Source organism: Brachybacterium massiliense, assembly GCF_900184245.1.
Lineage (GTDB): Bacteria > Actinomycetota > Actinomycetes > Actinomycetales > Dermabacteraceae > Brachybacterium > Brachybacterium massiliense.
In genome coordinates, this window is sequence record NZ_FXXB01000008.1 from 1,390,555 (window position 1) to 1,407,898 (window position 17,344).

Sequence of the window (17,344 nt, forward strand, 5' to 3'; positions counted from 1 at the left end):
GCGCCCCTCAGCGATCCTCGCTGTGCGGCTCCTGCTCCCCCTCCCCCGGTGCCCGGGCGAGGTCCTGCGGGGCCGTTCGCGGGTCCACGGGAGAGCCCGAGAGATAGGCGGCGCGCGCCAGGACGTTCGAGGCGATGGAGGAGACGATGATCAGCGCCAGCGCGGTGAGCAACGTCTTCACCAGCACGAAGGGGTCGAGACCCGTGGTGCGGGTGTGCTGCAGGAAGGCACCGATCACGATCATCGGCAGGCCCAGACCTGTGGCAGGGGACAGCACGTTGATGCGACTCAAGGAGTCGCGGGCGTGGAACATCGACAGCGCGGCGGTGAGCATCCAGAAGGCACCGCCGATCAGCAGCACGGCGATCAGCACCGTCAGGGCGAGGTCGAGCGCGGGATTCATCGGCGCCCCTTCGTGAGGATGCGGGCAAGTGCCACGGTGGCGAGGATCCCCAGCACGGACGCGATCAGCGCGGCGTCCACAGCGGCGGCCGAGCTGTTCACCAGGCCGAGCAGCACCAGCACCCCAATGCCGGAGAAGAACACCAGGTCGCCCACCACCGCGCGGCTGGCGGGATCCGGGGCGGTCGCCACCCGGAACAGGCCCACCAGGATCGCTGCGCCCAGCAGCACCACGGTGGTCCACAGGATGATGGTCATCGCTCGTCCTCCTCCTGCTCGTTCGGGTGACGGACCGGGCCGGTGCGGTGACCCGCGGCCCGGATCCGACGGACGGCGCGCCCGTCGGCGAAGCGCTCGTCGGCCGCACTGCGCGACCGGCGCGGGCGCAGCGCCGCCTCGGCGCCGTCCCGTCCGCGGGAGGCCCGAAGCAGCCGCTCCTCCATCTCCCGGAGCTCCTCGACCACCTGCTCGCGCGAGTCCGCGAACAGCACATGGACGAACAGGCTCGGCTCCTCCTCGAGGGTGCCGTGCGCCGTGCCCACCACCAGCGTGCCCGGCGTGATCGTGATCGACGAGGCCATCGCGATGATCTCCAGGTCCGTGGTGGCCCGCAGCGGGTACTCCACAATCGCGGGCGAGCTGCGGGTGCGGGGGCTGTACACCCCGGCGGCCACCGCGAAGGAGCCCTTCACGATCTCGCCGATCATCCACAGCACGTAGGTGAGCGTGTACCAGGCGCGCATCAGCCGATCACCGCCTCGACGTAGGCCTCGACATCCAGCAGGTCCGCGGCGGCCACGTCGATGCTGGGCAGCACGGCGCCGATCCCCGCGAACAGCGCCAGCGACAGCGCGATCATGGCCGCGCCCGGGGCCAGCAGCCGCCGCGGCACTCGCACCTCGTCGGGCAGCGGCTGCTCCTCGCCGCGGCCCGTGGTCGGATCGTCCGGCCGGTAGGTGGTCATGTCCTCACCCCAGGCCAGGCGGCGCCACACCCGCTGCAGGCCCAGCAGGGAGCCCACGGAGGCGACCACCACCGCACACAGAGCCGCCCAGCCCAGCACGGCGTCCCCGGCGGTGATCTGCTGGGAGGAGGCCTGCAGCAGGCCCACCTTGCCCCACAGGCCGGAGGTGGGCGGCAGGCCCACCAGGCTGAACATGCCCAGCGCCATCACCGCCATCACCCACGGCTCGCGCCGGGCCAGGCCGCTGAGGCGGTCCAGGCGGCCCGAACCGTAGGTGTGCTCGAGCGCGCCGGTGGTGAGCAGCAGGGAGGACATCGTGATCACGTGGTGGACCAGGTAGAGGATGCCCGCGGTCACCGAGAGCTGGGTGAGCAGCACCAGGCCCAGCAGGATGTGGCCCACGCCGGTGACCATCTGATGGCCCATCGCGGTGCGCACCCGGGTGGCCGCGGCGGTGGAGAACGCGCCCACCAGGATCGTGGCCAGCACCAGCACCGCGAGCACGGTGAGGAAGGGGAGGTCGTCGCCGAAGGCGACCGCGACGATGCGGTAGATCGCGTACAGCGCCACCTTCGTATGCAGGGCGGAGAACAGCGCCATGATCCCGGCCGACGTGGCGGGGTAGGCCCGCGGCAGCCACGAGTGCACCGGCACCATGCCGCCCTTCACGGCCAGCGCCAGCAGCACCACGGCCAGGGCCGCGGCGGTGACCGGGTCCTCGCTGCCCGCGCCGGCCAGCGCGGCGAGGTTGACCGTGCCTGCGGTGCCGTACACGAATCCCACGCCGATCAGCAGCACTGTCGAGGTGAGCAGGTTGACCAGTACGAAGAGTCGGCCGATGCCGAGCCGGCGCCAGGTGCCCGTCAGCGCGATCAGCGCGTAGGAGGGCATCAGCATCACCTCCACCCACACGAACAGGTTGAAGAGGTCGCCGGTGAGCAGCGCGCCGTTCACGCCGGCGCCCAGCAGCAGGAGCAGCGGCGGCACGAAGCGGTACCGCGACTCGCCGGTGAGGATGAGGAACACGGTGGCGGCGAGCGTGGACAGCGCCGTCACCAGCAGCATCACGGCGCTGAGGGTGTCGGAGACGAAGGGGATCGCCAGCACGTCGGCGAAGCCGCCGACGGCGTGGGAGAGCACCGGCACGGTGCGGTGGAAGGCCAGCAGCCACAGCGCGCCGAGCGCCACCAGCAGCGGGGCGCCCAGCATCACCGCGACCTCCACGGGGCGGCGGCGCACCACCACCAGCGCGGCGGCGCCCAGCAGGGGCACCACCACGAACAGCGGCAGCAGGGCGGGGTTCACGGCGGGGATCATCAGTCGTGGGTCTCCCCGGTGTCGGGATGGGCGGTCATGTCGTCGTCCCGGCCGATCACCGCGAGGGTGAGCATGAAGATCGTGACCGCCATCGTGATCACGATCGCGGTGAGCACGAACGCCTGGGGCAGCGGATCGGCCATCTCGGCGCGGGAGGAGAGGTCGGTGAGCGGCTCGGCCCGCCAGCCGGGCACGCCGGTGGCCAGCAGGGCGAAGTTCGCGGCGTGGCTGAGCAGGGTCATCCCGAACACGGCGCGCACCATGCTGCGCTGCAGCAGCAGGTACACACCGCCGGTGACGAGCACGGCCACGGTCAGGGCGAGGATCATCGGCGTCCGGCCTCCCTCGGCTTCGTTCCGGCGGTCAGGTGCGCGGTGCCCGCCCCGACCCGTCGGCGGCGCGCGGGCTCGCCGCGGGTGGTGTCCAGCGGGCCGGGCAGCTCGCCCTCGACCGCCTCGTCGGTGCGCTCGCGGGTGCCCTCGCCGGACTTCTCGCCCGTGGTGGCGCCGGCGCCCAGCAGGTTCACGGCCACCATCACCAGGCCCAGCACCGCCAGGTACACGCCCAGGTCGAAGATCATCGAGGTGGAGACGTGCTGGCCCAGCAGGTAGCCGTGCAGCGGCTCGAGGAAGCCCTCGTGGAGGAAGCCGAGCACCCCGGAGCCGAGCGCCACCAGCACGCCCCCGCCGATCAGCAGCAGCGGCAGGCGCGGCGGGCCGATCTGGCGGTCCCGGGAGGTGGACAGGTACAGCAGCGCCACGATCGCGGAGCCCACCAGGGCGGCGATGAAGCCGCCGCCGGGGGCGTTGTGGCCGCGCAGGAACAGCATCAGCGACAGCAGCGCGAGGATCGGGCCCACCACGCGCACCATCAGCTGCAGCGCGGCGGCGTTGCCCCAGGCCGAGGAGATGGCCCGGTGCGCGGAGGTGCCCTCCTCGCGCAGGTGCGGGGCGTCGACCTGCTCGTCGGCGCGGGCGGGGTCGATGAACATGTGGCGCACGCTGGAGAGCACGGCCACGATCGCCACGCCCGCCATGCCCAGCACGGAGAGCTCGCCGAGCGTGTCCAGCGCACGGAACTCCACCAGGATCACGTTGACGATGTTGTGGCCGCCGGTGATCTCCTCGGCATTGTCGATGTAGTACTCGGCGACCTCGCTGCGGCCGCGCCGGCCCATGAACGCGAACACGCCGGCGCCGGAGGCGAGGCCCACCGGGACCGCGATCAGCAGCGCGCCCAGTCGGCGGGAGCGGCGCGGGGCACCGTCGCGCTCCGGGGCCTCGAAGCGCTGCGGCAGCCGCTGCAGCACCAGCATGATCACGATGATCGTCAGCGATTCCACCAGCAGCTGGGTGAGGGCGACGTCCGGGGCGCCCAGCGCCAGGATCTGCACGGTGGCGAGGATGCCCACCGCGGAGAGCGCCACCGCCGCGCCCAGCCGGTCCCGTCGCGTGGCCACCACGATCACGGCGGCGGTGACCAGCACCAGCAGGACCACGTCGATGCCGCGGTTCATGCCCTGCTGCAGCGGGGCGAGGTCCCCCCACAGCACGGCGAGGGAGCCCAGCACCACCGCGGCGAAGGCCAGCAGGATCGCGCCCAGGTGGCGCATCGGGTCATCGGTGGCGATGGGGCGCACCAGCACCGCCGCGACGCGCTCGGCGAGGCGGTCCACCGCCGTGAGCACGCGGGCGCCGTCCACGGGGAAGGGCCGCGCCTCCAGGGCGGGCAGCACCCGCTTCCGCGCCAGCGCGATCGCCACACCCAGCGCGATGATGGCGACGGTGAGGCCCAGCTCCGGGGTGATCCCGTGCCAGAAGGCCAGGTGGGGGTGGAACTCGCCGCCCAAAGCTGCGTCCATCGCGCGGCCGACGGGGGTGTCCAGCACCCCCACCACCAGCGCGAGCGGCAGGCCCACCAGGATCGGCAGCGCGGCCGGGCCCAGGAACAGCAGGCCGGGGGCGTGGGCGTCCTCGGCGCGCACCAGCGCGCCGGTGGCGTCATGCGCGCCGGGGGCCGACGGCGCCCGCTCCCCGTCCACGCGGGCCAGGAGCTCCTCGTCACGACCGTCCACGAAGGCGCCCAGCACGATCTTCGCGCAGTAGGCGAAGGTGAGCACGCTGGCGCCGGCGATGCCGAGCGCCACCGCCCAGGGCGCCCAGGCAGGGCCGCCGGTCTCGAGCGCGCCGGTGAGCAGCGACTCCTTGGAGACGAAGCCGAGCATCGGCGGCAGGCCCGCCATCGACATGCAGCCCAGCACGGTCACCGCGAAGGAGCCGGGCATCGTGCGCCACAGCGCCGGCATGCGCCGCAGCTCGCGGGTGTGCACGGCGTGGTCCACCACGCCCACCATCATGAACAGCCCGGACTTGAACAGGGCGTGCGCGATGGTGTGGAGCACGGCGGCGAGGATCGCGTACTCGGTGCCCACGCCGATGAGGGTGACGATCAGGCCCAGCTGGCTCACCGTCGAGTAGGCCATCAGCTTCTTCAGATCGCCCTGCTGCAGGGCCAGGAAGCCGCCCACGAAGGCGGTGATGATCCCCGCCACGATCAGCAGCACGTTCCAGGCGGGGACGTCGTGGAAGGCGGGGCTGAAGCGCAGCAGCAGGAAGATGCCGGCCTTCACCACGGCGGCGGCGTGCAGGTAGGCGGAGACCGGGGTGATCGCGGCCATCGCATCAGGCAGCCACACGTGGAACGGGAACTGGGCGGACTTCGTGCACGCCGCGACCGCGACCAGGAGGGCGACCAGCGTGGTGAACGCCGGGTCCTGCTGCCAGATCCCGTCGGCCAGCACCTCGCTGAGGGAGGTGGTGCCCAGGCGCAGCACCATCAGCGTGACGGCGCTGAGCAGGGCCAGGCCGCCCAGGAAGGTGATCAGCAGGGTGCGCATCGAGGCGGCCTGCCCGGCCGCGCCGGAGCGGGCGATCAGCAGGAACGACGCGATCGAGGTGAGCTCCCAGGCGATGAACAGCAGCACCAGGTCGTCGGCGAGCACCAGGGTCACCATCGACAGGGTGAACAGCGCCATCACCAGGGAGAAGCTGAGATTGCGGCCCACCGGGAGGTACCGCGCCGAGTAGGCGAGCACCACCGCGCCGATCACCAGCGCGATCATCGAGAAGACGATGCCGATCCCGTCGGCCCGCAGCGCGAACTCCACGCCCCACTGCGGCGCCCACGGGACGGCGAAGGTGGTGGCCGGGTCACCGGCCCCGCCCGCCATGACGGCGGCGGTGGCGGGCAGCAGCGCCGCGGCGGCGGCCAGGTAGAGGGCGGCGAGGACCCAGCAGGCCGCACGGCCCATCAGCCGATCCAGCACCGGGGTGACGGCGACCGTCGCGGCGAGGATCAGCAGGGTCCACAGCACGGGCACCGTCAGCACCCCGTGCGAGCGTGGGCGGCGGCGTCAGGGCGGGGCATGGCGGCGAGTCTAGCGAAGCCGCCTGAGGGCTCAAACGCGCCGCGAGCTCTCCCGGCGCCCCGGCGCCTCGCGCACGCGCGCGAGAGAAACTCGTCTCCGCCCCGGGCGGGGGCCGCGGAGGGGCCCGGGATCCGGTGAGCAGGTTCACAGCCGGGCCGCGGGAGCAGGGCGGCCGACGAGCCGGGCGCGGGGCTGTCGGATCGGGCCGGAGGCCGGCCGGGCGGGCACAGGTCCGTCGGCCGACGGACCCGCGCGGCAGCAGGACGGCCCCGCACGGCGCGAGGAGTCTCGCGGGGCGCGGGGCCGTTCGGGCGCGGTGCGGGGCCGACGTCGCTGCGACGCCGGCGCCGCATCGGCGGAGCACCGGATCAGTGGCAGATCCGTGCGAGATCAGTGCGAGATCCGCACGGGGTCAGCCGCGCTGGGGCAGCACCTGGACCACGGTGGGCTTGGGGCCCTGGCCGTCGTAGTCCGGGAAGTAGGACAGCTGCGCGCCCCACTCGCCGTCCTCGCCCGGGTGCTGCACCGAGACGAAGGCCGTGCGGTCCTCGTCGCGGATGATCGGACCGCAGGTCTCGCCGTCACGGGGCACGGAGAGGAACTGCTCCACGCGGCCGCGGGCCTCGCCGCCCAGGGTCACCCGGAACAGGCCGTCGTTGTAGCCGATGCCGGAGGGCGCGCCGTCGGTGGAGATCCACAGGTTGCCCACCGAGTCGAAGGCCAGGTTGTCCGGGCAGGAGATCGGGGAGACCTGCTCCACCGGGAAGCCGGAGAAGTAGGTCTGATCGCCCTGGGCCGGGTCGCCGGCCACCAGCAGCAGGGTCCACGCGAAGGCGGTGGAGGTCTGGTCGCCCTGCTCGTCGATCTCCACGATGTGGCCGTCGCGGTACTCGGTGCGGGGGTTGACCTCGTCCGCCCCGGCGTAGTCGCCGACGCCGCGGTTGGAGTTGTTGGTGCAGGCCACGTACACGCGGCGGGAGTGGAGCGACGGCTCCACGTCCTCGCAGCGGTCCATCTTGGTGGGGCCCACGGCGTCCGCCGCGAGGCGGGTGTGCACCAGCACCTCCTCGAGGGTGAAGCCGGGCACCGCGGACTCGCCGTCCAGCACCAGCGGCAGCCACTCGCCGGAGCCGTCGAAGGCGCCGTCCTCGGGCAGCTCGCCGGAGCCGTCGATCTCGGAGGCCGGGGAATTGCCGGTGAACTTCGCGACGAACAGGTCGCCGTTCTCCAGCAGGGTCATGTTGCGCGCCCTGTCCCCCTCCACGTAGGAGTCGCGGGAGACGAACTTGTACAGGTAGTCGAAGCGCTCGTCATCGCCGGAGTACGCGACGACCTTGCCGTTCTCGGCGACGATCACGTTGGCGCCCTCGTGCTTGAAGCGGCCCAGCGAGGTGTGCTTGCGCGGGGTGGAGGTGGGATCGAAGGGATCCACCTCGACGATGTAGCCGAAGCGGTTGATCTCGTTCTCGTAGCCCTCGGTGGTGGCGTCGAAGCGCTCGTGCTTCGACTCCCAGCCCCGGGCGGTGGCGCGATCGGCGAAGCCGTAGCGCTGCTCGGCCTCCGAGGTGGCCGCGGAGCGGAAGTAGCCGTGGAAGTTCTCTTCGCCGGAGAGCAGGGTGCCCCACGGCGTGAGTCCGACGGCGCAGTTGCCGAGGGTGCCCAGCACGGTGCGGCCCTCGGGGTCGTCCACCGTCTTCACCAGGTCGCTGCCGGCGGCGGGGCCGGTGAGCTGGAACTCGTCGTCCAGGTGGATGCGGCGGTTCGGCGCGGCGCCGCGCACGTAGGAGTAGGGGAAGTTCTTGTTCTTCCGCTCCAGCTCCACCACGGTGAGGCCGTGGGCGGCCATGCCGATCTCGATCGCGTCGTCCGCGTCGGTCTCGGGCGGGAACATGATGTTCTCGTTGGTGTACTCGTGGTTCACGAACATCACGGCCCGCTTGCCGTTCGTGCCCGGGATCTCCTGGATCTCGGTGTAGTCGTTGTTGTAGCCGAACTGGAGGCGCTGCGCCTCGGCGCTCTGGGCGTTCCAGTCGAAGTCCGGGGCGTCGTCGAACAGCGGATCGCCCCAGCGGATGATCGGGTGCCAGTCGAAGCCCTCGGCGACGGTGAAGTCGTCGGCGGTGTACTCCACGGGCGCGATGGCCTCGAAGCGCAGCTTCGTGCCGTTCGGGGCCAGCGCGCCGGACTTCCCGCCGTTGCCGTTCCCGTTGCCATTGCTCTTGCCGTTGCCGTTGCCGGGCGCGGCGAGGGCGCCCTGGGTGCCGCCCAGCGCGATCGCGAGCGCACCGGTGCCGCCGCCCAGCACCGCGCGGCGCGAGAGCGCGGAGGAGGCGATGTCGCGGAAGGTGGGGTTGTCGCTGTGGTTGCAGGGGCCGAAGGCGCACTGGCTGGCGCACTTCAGGGCGCAGGTCACCGCCGAGCGCTTGCCGCGCGCGGCGTCCTTCATGAGCAGGGGCAGGTCGATCAGAGCCATGGGAGGCACATCCTTCTCCGTCGTGGATTCCCCGTGCGTGGGAGCGTGCAGGGCCGAGATGACGGTGCGCCAGAGAAGTGAGGAGCGGCCTTCCGGGTGGGCAACGAGAGATGGACTCTGCGCAACCCGAGGATGTCGGCGCAGGTCAGGGACGTGCGAGCGGAATGCTCGGTCAGGAGTGCGCTGCCCGGGCGCGAGTGCCGGCGGTCGCGGCCGGCCGACGGGCGGGCGCGGCGCAGGCCCCGGCGCGCCCGCGGTGTCAGTCGCGCGGGGGCGGCACGAAGTCGCGCGGCTTCACCAGCACCACCGGCACCGGGGACTCGATCGCGACCCGCTGCGAGGTGGAGCCCAGCAGGATCTTCCCGATCGGGGTGCGGCGGCGGATCCCCAGCACCACCAGCTCCACGTCCCCCTCGTCGACGGCGTCGAGGATGTCGTCGGCCGGATCCGCCCGGGAGGGCACCGTGCGCAGCTCGTGCGGGAGGCCCGTCTCCTCCAGTCGCTCGGCGAGGGGCCGGGGATCGGTGACGCCGCGGGCCGTGCGCGGATCGAGGCCCTTCTCGGAGGCGAGCACCAGCAGCGAGTCCCCGCGCCGGGTCGCCTCCGCGACGGCGTACTCGAGGGCGGCCTCGCTGGTAGCGCTGGGCACGTAGGCCAGCAGGACGGTGGGCATGGGAGCTCCTTCGGGGTCGACGGGACGGGGCGGGCTCAACGGCGGCCGATGTCGTCGGGGCGGTGGAAGCGGGTGCGGCGTGCCCGGATCGCGCCGTTGTAGAGCCACGTCACCACGTACAGCGCCAGGCCCACCACCAGCAGACCGCCGGCGATCACGTAGTTCTGCAGCGGCTGCGCGATCGGGGAGACCAGGGCGAAGGAGGTGAGCGCGCCGATGATCGGCAGCACCGTGGGGGTGCGGAAGTGCCGCACGTCCACCCGGTCCCGCCGCAGCACCAGCACCGAGATGTTCACCAGGCCGAACACCGTCAGCAGCAGCAGCGCCGTGGTGCCGCCCAGCGCCGCGATGGTCTCGTCGGCCAGCACGTAGCGCACCGACAGCACCAGCGCGAACGCCAGCACGGTGGAGAAGAGGATGCCCGCGTACGGGGTGCGGCGGCCGCGCAGGACGCCCTTGAGGAAGCCGGGCAGCACGCCCTGCTTGGACATGCCGTACAGCAGGCGCGAGGCCATCATCATGTTGATCAGCACGGTGTTGGCGACCGCGAAGATCGAGATGAACGCGAAGATGGTGTCGATCGGGATGTTCGGGGCGCCCACCTCGACCACGGTCAGCAGCGGCGTGGTCGCCTCGGTGAGCTTCCCGATCGGGACCACCGCCACGGCGATCACCGAGATCAGCACGTAGACCACGCCCGTGATCGACAGGCCGCCGATCAGCGCCTTGGGGAAATTCTTGACCGGGTCCACGGTCTCCTCGGCCATGTTCACCGAGTCCTCGAAGCCCACCATCGAGAAGAACGCGAGCGCCGTCGCGCCGATGATCGCCATGAACAGGCTCTTGTCCCCGGCGGTCTCGAAGAGGATCACGCGGGAGAAGTCCGCCTTGCCCTCGGCGATCGCGAAGAAGCCCACCAGCACCACCAGCATCAGGCCGGTCAGCTCGATCAGGGTCAGCACCACGTTCGCCTTCACCGACTCCGAGACGCCGTAGAGGTTGATGCAGGCCACCAGGGCCAGGAACACCAGCGCGATGACCGTGGCGGTCCCGAAGGAGGCCCCGCCCAGGCTGTCCTCGAGGCTGAAGGCCTTCAGCACGTTATCCGCGAGGAAGATCGCGCTGGTCGACGCCGAGGTGATGCCCGAGGAGAGCACCGCGAAGGTCACCATGAAGGTGAGGAAGTGGATGCCGAAGGCCTTGTGCACGTACAGCGCCGCACCGGCGGCCTGCGGGTACTTGGTGACCATCTCGACGTAGGACAGCGCCGAGACCATCGCGACGGCGAAGGCGATGATGATCGGCAGCCAGCCGGCGCCGCCGACCTCGCCGGCGACCTTGCCGGTCAGTGCGTACACGCCGGTGCCGAGGATGTCGCCGACGATGAACAGCAGCAGCAGCTTGGGCGTGATCGCCTTCTTCAGCTCCGGCTGGTCGATGCTCGGGCCGCCGGCGTCGGCGGCCGGCTCGGGGGCGGTCGGGGTCGACTCGCTCATGGGGCCCTCCAGGGGAGAGTGCGGAGCCGGCGGCGGGGACGCCCGGGGCCGACGGATGGCCCGGACGGGGAACCCCGCACAACGGTGCAGGCACTCTACTTCTCGGTGACCGTGCTCACATCCGGAGGGTCGCCGGCGCCGACCAGCGTCTCCGACGTCCGCTCGTCGGTCTCCTCGTCGGCCTCATCGGCCTCGGAGCTGTGGGAGTCCAGGCGCAGGGTCTGCACCCACTGGCGCGAGGCGTCGGAGCTGATCGCCATCACGCCCAGGGCGGAGGCCCCCGCCCCCACCAGCAGCGCGTGGGAGACCTCGCCGCTCATCGACGTGGCCACGGCCAGACGCGCGAAGGCATCGGCGGTGAACAGGGCCATCAGCGCGATGCGTGCCCAGCGGCTGCGGCGCAGCACCCCGATCTGGAGCACCAGCAGGCCGGTTGCGAAGGCGGTGGCGAGGGCGATCTCCTCCGGGGCCGGCAGTACCAGCGCCAGATCCGGGAACAGTGCCGGCAGATCCGTGCCGGTGAGCATCGACACCCACTGCACCCCCACCAGCACCGCCTGCAGCAGCACCAGCAGACCGGTGAAGACCACGGTGGGCGGCGGCAGATGATGATCGGAGGCGCGGGCGATCACCTCGTGGAAGTCATCGACCGTCTCCTGCCACTGGGCGGTCAGCTCGTCGGCGACGTCGGTGCGCCGACCCGTCGGCGCGCCCAGGCGTGCCGCCGCGAGCGCCGACTGGGTCGCGGCGCGGGCACGGGACTTCATCACCGAGGTACCGGTGGGGCGGTGGCGGGCCAGCATCATCGCGCTCGCCCCGTCGGAGCGCGCGGCCGCGCCCTCCACGTCGAGCACCGGCAGGTCGCCGTCGGTGCGGATCCGGTCCCCCTGCCCGTTGCGGTGGTGATACGCGGCGGAGAACTCCTCGATCACCTCCACCTCGATCTGCGGGTCCGCGTAGCGCACCGTGTCGACGACGTAGTCGCGCTCGACGTCGATGTTCTCGTCGATGCGGTGGGTGATCTGCAGGGTGAAGAAGGAGAAGCCGACGGCGCGGTCATAGGTGCCCGCGGCGAGCCAGTCCGCGCGGTATCCGCCAGGCAGCACGAAGTCCTTCGGCATCCGCCAGAAGCGCACGTGGTGGCGCTTGGTGGTGGTGCCGCCCACCTCCTGCTGGTACGTGAAGTCGTGGCGCCGGCCCATCAGGTACAGATCCGAGACGGGCGCGGCCGGATAGGAGCGGCGCAGCAGCGTCGAGCGCACCATCGACCAGGCCGAGGAGAGGGTCCGCTCCTCGGCGAGCACCCAGCCGGCCCGCCGCATCGCCACGTGCAGGTCCCGCTCGGAGCCGTCGAAGGCCAGATTGATCGGGTCCGAGAGCACCCCCTCGGTGGTGCGGGTGCGGCCGAAGAAATAGTCCGGCAGGTAGATCCACGTCATCAGCTGATGCAGGCGCGGCAGCGTGATGTAGGTCAGCAGCACCCAGAACCCCAGCAGGTACAGCAGTCGCACCGGGGTCAGCGAGACGCCCTCGACCAGGTACAGCAGCGCCAGCCACAGGGACACCACCACGCCCGCGGCGATGAACAGGTTGTCCAGCAGCGCGTACAGCTCGAACCGGGGACCGGTCGGGGTGTGCCCGCGCGGATGGTCGTAGACGGGGCGCTCCTGCGGGACCGGCCGGTCCAGCGGGATCAGGCGTGAGGCGCGCGCCGGGGTCATCGGGGCGCACCGGTCCGCGTCGGCGTCCACGGGGCGGTCCCCGTGCTCCACGAGCTCATGGGCCCATCGTAAGGTTGAGCGGTCCGCGACTTCCCAGGAGGAACCCATGACCATCGCCTCGCTGCCGTTCCACGACGGCCGCTCCATCCCCCAGCTCGGCTACGGCGTGTTCAAGGTCGATCCGGACATCGCGGCCGACGTCACCGCGCAGGCCCTGACCGCCGGGTACCGCCACATCGACACCGCCCGGGCGTACGACAACGAGGAGGGCGTGGGCCGCGCCGTCGCCGAGTCCGGGATCGCCCGCGAGGACCTGTTCATCACCACCAAGCTGTGGAACGACTCCCACGCCTACGACGACGCGATCGCGGCCTGCGAGGCCTCGCTCGAGCGGCTCGGCCTCGACTACCTCGACCTGTACCTGGTGCACTGGGCCGTGCCCGCGCAGGGGCAGTACGTCGAGGCGTGGAAGGCGCTGATCACGCTGCAGGAGCGCGGCCTGGTGCGCTCGATCGGCGTCTCCAACCATCCCCGCCCGCAGCTCGAGGAGATCATCGAGGCGACCGGCGTGGTCCCCGCGATCCACCAGATCGAGCTGCACCCCTACTTCCAGCAGCGAGACCTGCGCGCGCTGCACGCCGAGCACGGCATCCTCACCCAGGGCTGGGGCCCGCTGGGCCAGGGCAAGTCCGATCTGCTCGAGAACGAGACGATCACCTCGATCGCCGCCGCGCACGGCATCACGCCCGCGCAGACGGTGCTGGCCTGGCACCTCGCCCACGGCTTCGTCACCATCCCGAAGTCGGTCACGCCCTCACGGATCGTGGAGAACCTCGCCTCCGTCGACGTGACGCTCACCGCCGAGGAGGTCGCGGCGATCGACGCGCTGGACCGCCCGGACGGCCGCGGCGGCGCGGACCCGGCCACCAAGACCGCCTGAGGCCCGGCGGGACGGGGGTGCCTGGGCGCCTCCCCCGCGCTGGCCTTCCCCGAAGTGACCACGCCCGCTGCGGCCTCCCCCTAGGTGACCGAACAGTAGCTGGCGGATGAGCGCACGCTCTTCGTATATAGGAAGAGCGTGCGCCTATCCGCCACCTCCCGGGATCGTCCCGGCCCCCGGCCCCCGGCGCAGGGACCCAGCGGGACGCGGCGCGGCGGGGGCCCCGCCGGCGCGGGGCGCGGGCTCGCACGTGACCGGCCCAGCTCCCGCGTCGCTCGCCGCCGGATCCTGACGTGGCCTGCGCCTCGGCTACAGTGAGCCGAGTTCGGAGTCGACATGAGGGGGAAGCGTCGTGGACGGGGTCGAAGCAGGCCAGGGCAGGGGCAGGCCGCGGCGCACGGCTCTGATCATCACGGCGGCGGTCGCGGCCCTCGCACTGGTGATCGGCGCGGTCGTCGTGGGGGTGCCGTGGCTGCGTCAGTCGGACGCCGCCGCGGACATGGGCGCCACTGAGATCTCCGGGGCCGATCCCTCCGATTCCGACGGCTCCTCCGGCACCGGCTCGCCCGGCACCGGCTCGTCCGGCATCGAGCAGGAGCTCGCCGCCGGCACCACCGAGGTTCGGGTCGCCGAGGCGGGCGTGGACCGCACCGCCCTCGCCCGCATCACCATCGACCCCGCCGAGGACGTCGTGCTCTCGGAGCGGGGCTCCGCCGTGCTCACCGCTGCGGGCGGGACCGGTCCGCTCTCCGCCACGTCCTTCGTCGCGGTGAGGGACGGTGTCATCACCGTGGAGTCCTCCTCCCCCGTCGCGGTGCACCTCGAGGTCCTGGCGCTCTTCGACGGCGGCGCCGAGACGGCCGGATCGCTGCGGCTGCTGCCCGCGGCCGTGCAGGTCGTGAGCACGGAGGCCGGGATCGGCACGGATGACCTCACCGCTGCGCAGGACGTCTACGTGGGCGGCTTCGCTGTGCCCCAGGGCACGCCCCATGCCCTAGCCCGGATCACCGCCACCTTCGCGGCGCCGACGGCCGTGACGCTCTCCGATCAGGTGCTGCACTTCCCTCAGGGCACCTCGACCACCACCACGGTGCTCAGCACCGTCGACGATGCCGTCAGCCTCTCCGCCGCGAGCCCCGGGGACCTCGAGATCGATGTGATCGGCTATGTGACCGCCGCCGACGCCACGGCTCCTCCCGGTGCCGAGGTCGACTCCACGACGGCCGGTGCCGTGATGGGAGTGTCCTCGCAGGCTCCGCAGCAGCTCGAGTTCACCGGCGGCACTCCTGCGCAGGTGGATCTCGGTGCTGTGCACGCCACCGCCGTGATCGGCCTGCTCTCCCCGGGATCCGACAGCGCCGGCACCATCACCAGCACCTATGACGACAACGCCCGCCACCGCGGCACGGCCGTGACCGCGGATGCCGAGCGCGCCGGCGAGCTGGTGATAGTCTCCGCGGAGGACCCTCAGCTCACCGCCGACGTGGACGCGCAGGCGGAGTTCCTGCCCGTCGCGATCGTGCAGCCGCAGGAGGTCGACCGCGGCGAGGACGTCACCGTGACGATGGACTCCTTCCCCGGCGGCGCGATCGATGCCGAGCACGGGATCGTCCGCATCGAGGGGACGTTCCGTGCACCCCACCGGATCGCCTCGATCGCCGTGGCGGTGAACGGCGAGGAGGTCACGCCGAGCGCGCCGCTCCGCCTCGATGGGAACGGCGGCACCTGGCACCAAGACATCATCCCCGCGCAGAGCGGTCCGTTGGAGATCACGGTCACCGCGACCGACGTCGGCGGCGCCACGGCGACCGCGACCTGGGACGGCACCGTGACCGTCCCGTCGGACGACGCCCTGGTCCTCTCCCCGCAGGCGCAGATCCTCACCCCCGAGGCCACGGCCGGGATGACGCAGGAGAGCGCGGCGGTCCTCTCCTCCGCGGAGGCACCCGGCTACGGGATCGGCGACGTGATCGTCGCAGGTGCCTCCGACGGTCTCCCCGACGGCACGCTCGGGCAGGTGCTCGCGCTCCGCTACGAGCAGGGCCGCTGGCTCACGATCCTCGGGCCCGCCACCTTGGGCAACGTGATCCTGCAGGGTGAGTTCGACGAGGTCCTCGACCGTGGGGACTCGGACGAGATCGTGCAGCGAGGCGCCGACGGTGCTGAGCAGCCCCTCACCACCCCGGCCCCCGGTGCCGTCGGCGGTGTCGGTGCCGGGGCGACGGTCCCCGCCGGTGTGACGGGCGCCGGCCCCGTCGACCCGGCGTTCCCGGGCATCGCGCCCGCCCGGCCGACCTTCCCGCGCATGGACGGTTCGGCCGGGGAGCCGCGGGAGATCGCGTCCGACGAGACCTACGGCCTGCTCGCGCACAGCTGCGACGAGGAGCTCGAATCGATCCCGCTGGCTGCCGAGGAGGGCAAGGGCACCTCGTCGGACGGACTGTGGTCGCTGAGCGGTTCGGCGGAGCTCGACCTCTCCGTGACGTGCGAGGCGAAGCTGGGGGTGCGAATCGCGTACAGCGCCGAGTACAAGCCCGAGGGCGCGATCGCCGTGGGTCTCGACGCGGTCCACTTCCTGAACACGATCCAGGTCCTCGAGGACGACGCCACGGAGCAGATCGGCGGGGTGCTGACCACGGCCGGCTCCCTGTTCGAGAGCGACTGGACGATGAGCACCTCCCTCCTGGGCTCGGCGGAGATGTCCGTCGGGCTCAGCGGCAGCGCGAAAGGCGACATCTCCACGGTCGACGACGAGTTCGACGCGCACCTCCCGCTCGCCCGGACCACGTTCTTCCTCGGACCGGTCCCCGTCACCCTCGACGGGGACGTCACCCTCACCCCCCGCATCTCACTCAACGCGACCGGTGAGTTCGACCTGACCAGCACGTTCTCCGGGTCCGTGGAGGGTGGCCTCACCCTGCAGCGCAGCACCGGGATCACGCCGCTGTCCGCGCTGGACACCGGTCTGGCCACGACGATGTCCGGGACGGCGAGCGCGACGGCCACCGCGTCCCTCGCCGTGGAGCCGACCCTGACCCTGTACAAGACGATCTCGCTCGGGTATTCCGCGACTCCCACGGCGGAGGCGACGGCCGAGGGCGAGTTCTCGGCATCGGACGGCAGCTCCTTCTCCCTCGCCGATCCGGACGCCACAGCCGGGAAGGCCGCCGACGACGACCTCACACTGACCACGAAGGGTCGGCGCTACCTCGGCCTCGAGGGCTCCTTCACGGTCGGGCTCGACCTCGAGCGCGAGCTGGCGGTGTTCCCCGGCGTGCTCACGGCGCTCGAGACCGCGGGCGTGCCGCTCGAGGTCACCGTGGTCGACGAGACCTTCTCCACCGAGACCGTCGCGGAGACGATCCTGTGGGAGTACTCCTACCCGGAGGATCTGGACCCGGAGACCTACGAGCCGGAGATCCCCGAGCCGGACTTCAGCGATGACGGCGCCGAGATGCTCGCCGAGCTCGAGGGGAAGACCTTCGTGTTCTCCTCCGGTGCGGGCGCCTGGGGGACGAGCTACGAGATGGGCGCCGACGGCACCTTCACCGGGACCTACCATGACTCCGAGATGGGCGCGGGCGTCCGGTTCGTGGCCGAGTTCGAGGGCCGTTTCGAGGTCGGTGAACAGATCGACGAGACCACCTATGCGCTGGAGCTGGCAGAGTTCACGCGCACCTCGCCGGCGAGCGGCACGGAGGACGCCGACGGGATCACGATCGAGTACCGGGACTCGGTGTACGGATTCGACCAGTGCCGTGACTTCCGCCTGCTGCTGCCCGACACGCCCACGAGCAGCCTAAACGAAGGCCAGAAGCTGTGGGCGGGCGGGCACTCCACGGACTCGACGCTGCGGGTCTTCGCCGTCACCTGCCACGAAGAAGACCGGCAGGAGGACATCCTGCACAACGAGATGGTCTGAACGCCACCG

At 71.8% G+C, this 17,344-nt stretch carries 12 protein-coding genes; 2 read left to right on the top strand and 10 right to left on the bottom strand.

The genetic code is table 11. The features are described 5' to 3' along the window. Window positions 1-7: 7 nt before the first annotated feature. The 10 genes from BN4251_RS16205 to BN4251_RS16250 form a co-directional block, all read right to left on the bottom strand. Window positions 8-403 carry a cation:proton antiporter gene (locus BN4251_RS16205; protein ID WP_087486040.1) on the bottom strand — a complete coding sequence of 132 codons (396 nt, stop codon included), beginning with the start codon at window positions 401-403 and terminating at the stop codon, window positions 8-10. Continuing rightward, window positions 400-660, bottom strand: coding sequence for a monovalent cation/H+ antiporter complex subunit F (locus tag BN4251_RS16210; RefSeq protein ID WP_087486041.1), 261 nt, complete (start codon window positions 658-660; stop codon window positions 400-402). The genes BN4251_RS16205 and BN4251_RS16210 overlap by 4 nt, the downstream gene beginning before the upstream one ends. Then, the gene (locus tag BN4251_RS16215) at window positions 657-1,145 is read right to left on the bottom strand and encodes a Na+/H+ antiporter subunit E (RefSeq protein ID WP_087486042.1); all 489 of its coding nucleotides are present in this window, start codon (window positions 1,143-1,145) and stop codon (window positions 657-659) included. Before BN4251_RS16215 ends, BN4251_RS16210 begins: the two co-directional genes overlap by 4 nt. Continuing rightward, window positions 1,145-2,683: a proton-conducting transporter transmembrane domain-containing protein gene (locus BN4251_RS16220; RefSeq protein ID WP_087486043.1), complete on the bottom strand. Its 1,539-nt coding sequence runs from the start codon at window positions 2,681-2,683 to the stop codon at window positions 1,145-1,147. Before BN4251_RS16220 ends, BN4251_RS16215 begins: the two co-directional genes overlap by 1 nt. Then, window positions 2,683-3,012, bottom strand: coding sequence for a sodium:proton antiporter (locus BN4251_RS16225; protein ID WP_087486044.1), 330 nt, complete (start codon window positions 3,010-3,012; stop codon window positions 2,683-2,685). The genes BN4251_RS16220 and BN4251_RS16225 overlap by 1 nt, the downstream gene beginning before the upstream one ends. Next, window positions 3,009-6,071 (bottom strand): DUF4040 family protein, encoded by a 3,063-nt coding sequence (locus BN4251_RS16230; RefSeq protein WP_087486045.1) that lies wholly within the window; start codon window positions 6,069-6,071, stop codon window positions 3,009-3,011. Before BN4251_RS16230 ends, BN4251_RS16225 begins: the two co-directional genes overlap by 4 nt. A 451-nt stretch (window positions 6,072-6,522) precedes the next feature. Next, the gene (locus BN4251_RS16235; protein ID WP_087486046.1) at window positions 6,523-8,583 is read right to left on the bottom strand and encodes a PhoX family protein; all 2,061 of its coding nucleotides are present in this window, start codon (window positions 8,581-8,583) and stop codon (window positions 6,523-6,525) included. A 259-nt stretch (window positions 8,584-8,842) separates the two neighbouring features. Continuing rightward, window positions 8,843-9,256, bottom strand: a complete 414-nt coding sequence (locus BN4251_RS16240; protein WP_087486047.1) for a universal stress protein — start codon at window positions 9,254-9,256, stop codon at window positions 8,843-8,845. Window positions 9,257-9,291: 35 nt separating this feature from the next. Next, complete coding sequence (locus BN4251_RS16245) at window positions 9,292-10,752, bottom strand: APC family permease (RefSeq protein ID WP_087486048.1); 1,461 nt, start codon at window positions 10,750-10,752, stop codon at window positions 9,292-9,294. A 95-nt stretch (window positions 10,753-10,847) separates the two neighbouring features. After that, complete coding sequence (locus BN4251_RS16250; RefSeq protein WP_342744539.1) at window positions 10,848-12,524, bottom strand: LssY C-terminal domain-containing protein; 1,677 nt, start codon at window positions 12,522-12,524, stop codon at window positions 10,848-10,850. A 55-nt stretch (window positions 12,525-12,579) separates the two neighbouring features. Here BN4251_RS16250 and BN4251_RS16255 point away from each other — a divergent pair, with 55 nt between their 5' ends. Then, on the top strand, window positions 12,580-13,413 hold the full coding sequence (locus BN4251_RS16255) for an aldo/keto reductase (protein ID WP_087486049.1): 834 nt from the start codon (window positions 12,580-12,582) through the stop codon (window positions 13,411-13,413). Between the two features lie 352 nt (window positions 13,414-13,765). Beyond that, the gene (locus tag BN4251_RS16260; RefSeq protein ID WP_087486050.1) at window positions 13,766-17,335 is read left to right on the top strand and encodes a hypothetical protein; all 3,570 of its coding nucleotides are present in this window, start codon (window positions 13,766-13,768) and stop codon (window positions 17,333-17,335) included. The last annotated feature ends 9 nt before the right edge of the window (window positions 17,336-17,344 follow it).

Coding starts and splice junctions, on each gene's coding strand:
- BN4251_RS16205 (WP_087486040.1), bottom strand. CDS start 403: ATGAATCCCGCGCTCGACCTCGCCCTGACGGTGCTGATCGCCGTGCTG.
- BN4251_RS16210 (WP_087486041.1), bottom strand. CDS start 660: ATGACCATCATCCTGTGGACCACCGTGGTGCTGCTGGGCGCAGCGATC.
- BN4251_RS16215 (WP_087486042.1), bottom strand. CDS start 1,145: ATGCGCGCCTGGTACACGCTCACCTACGTGCTGTGGATGATCGGCGAG.
- BN4251_RS16220 (WP_087486043.1), bottom strand. CDS start 2,683: ATGATCCCCGCCGTGAACCCCGCCCTGCTGCCGCTGTTCGTGGTGGTG.
- BN4251_RS16225 (WP_087486044.1), bottom strand. CDS start 3,012: ATGATCCTCGCCCTGACCGTGGCCGTGCTCGTCACCGGCGGTGTGTAC.
- BN4251_RS16235 (WP_087486046.1), bottom strand. CDS start 8,583: ATGGCTCTGATCGACCTGCCCCTGCTCATGAAGGACGCCGCGCGCGGC.
- BN4251_RS16240 (WP_087486047.1), bottom strand. CDS start 9,256: ATGCCCACCGTCCTGCTGGCCTACGTGCCCAGCGCTACCAGCGAGGCC.
- BN4251_RS16245 (WP_087486048.1), bottom strand. CDS start 10,752: ATGAGCGAGTCGACCCCGACCGCCCCCGAGCCGGCCGCCGACGCCGGC.
- BN4251_RS16255 (WP_087486049.1), top strand. CDS start 12,580: ATGACCATCGCCTCGCTGCCGTTCCACGACGGCCGCTCCATCCCCCAG.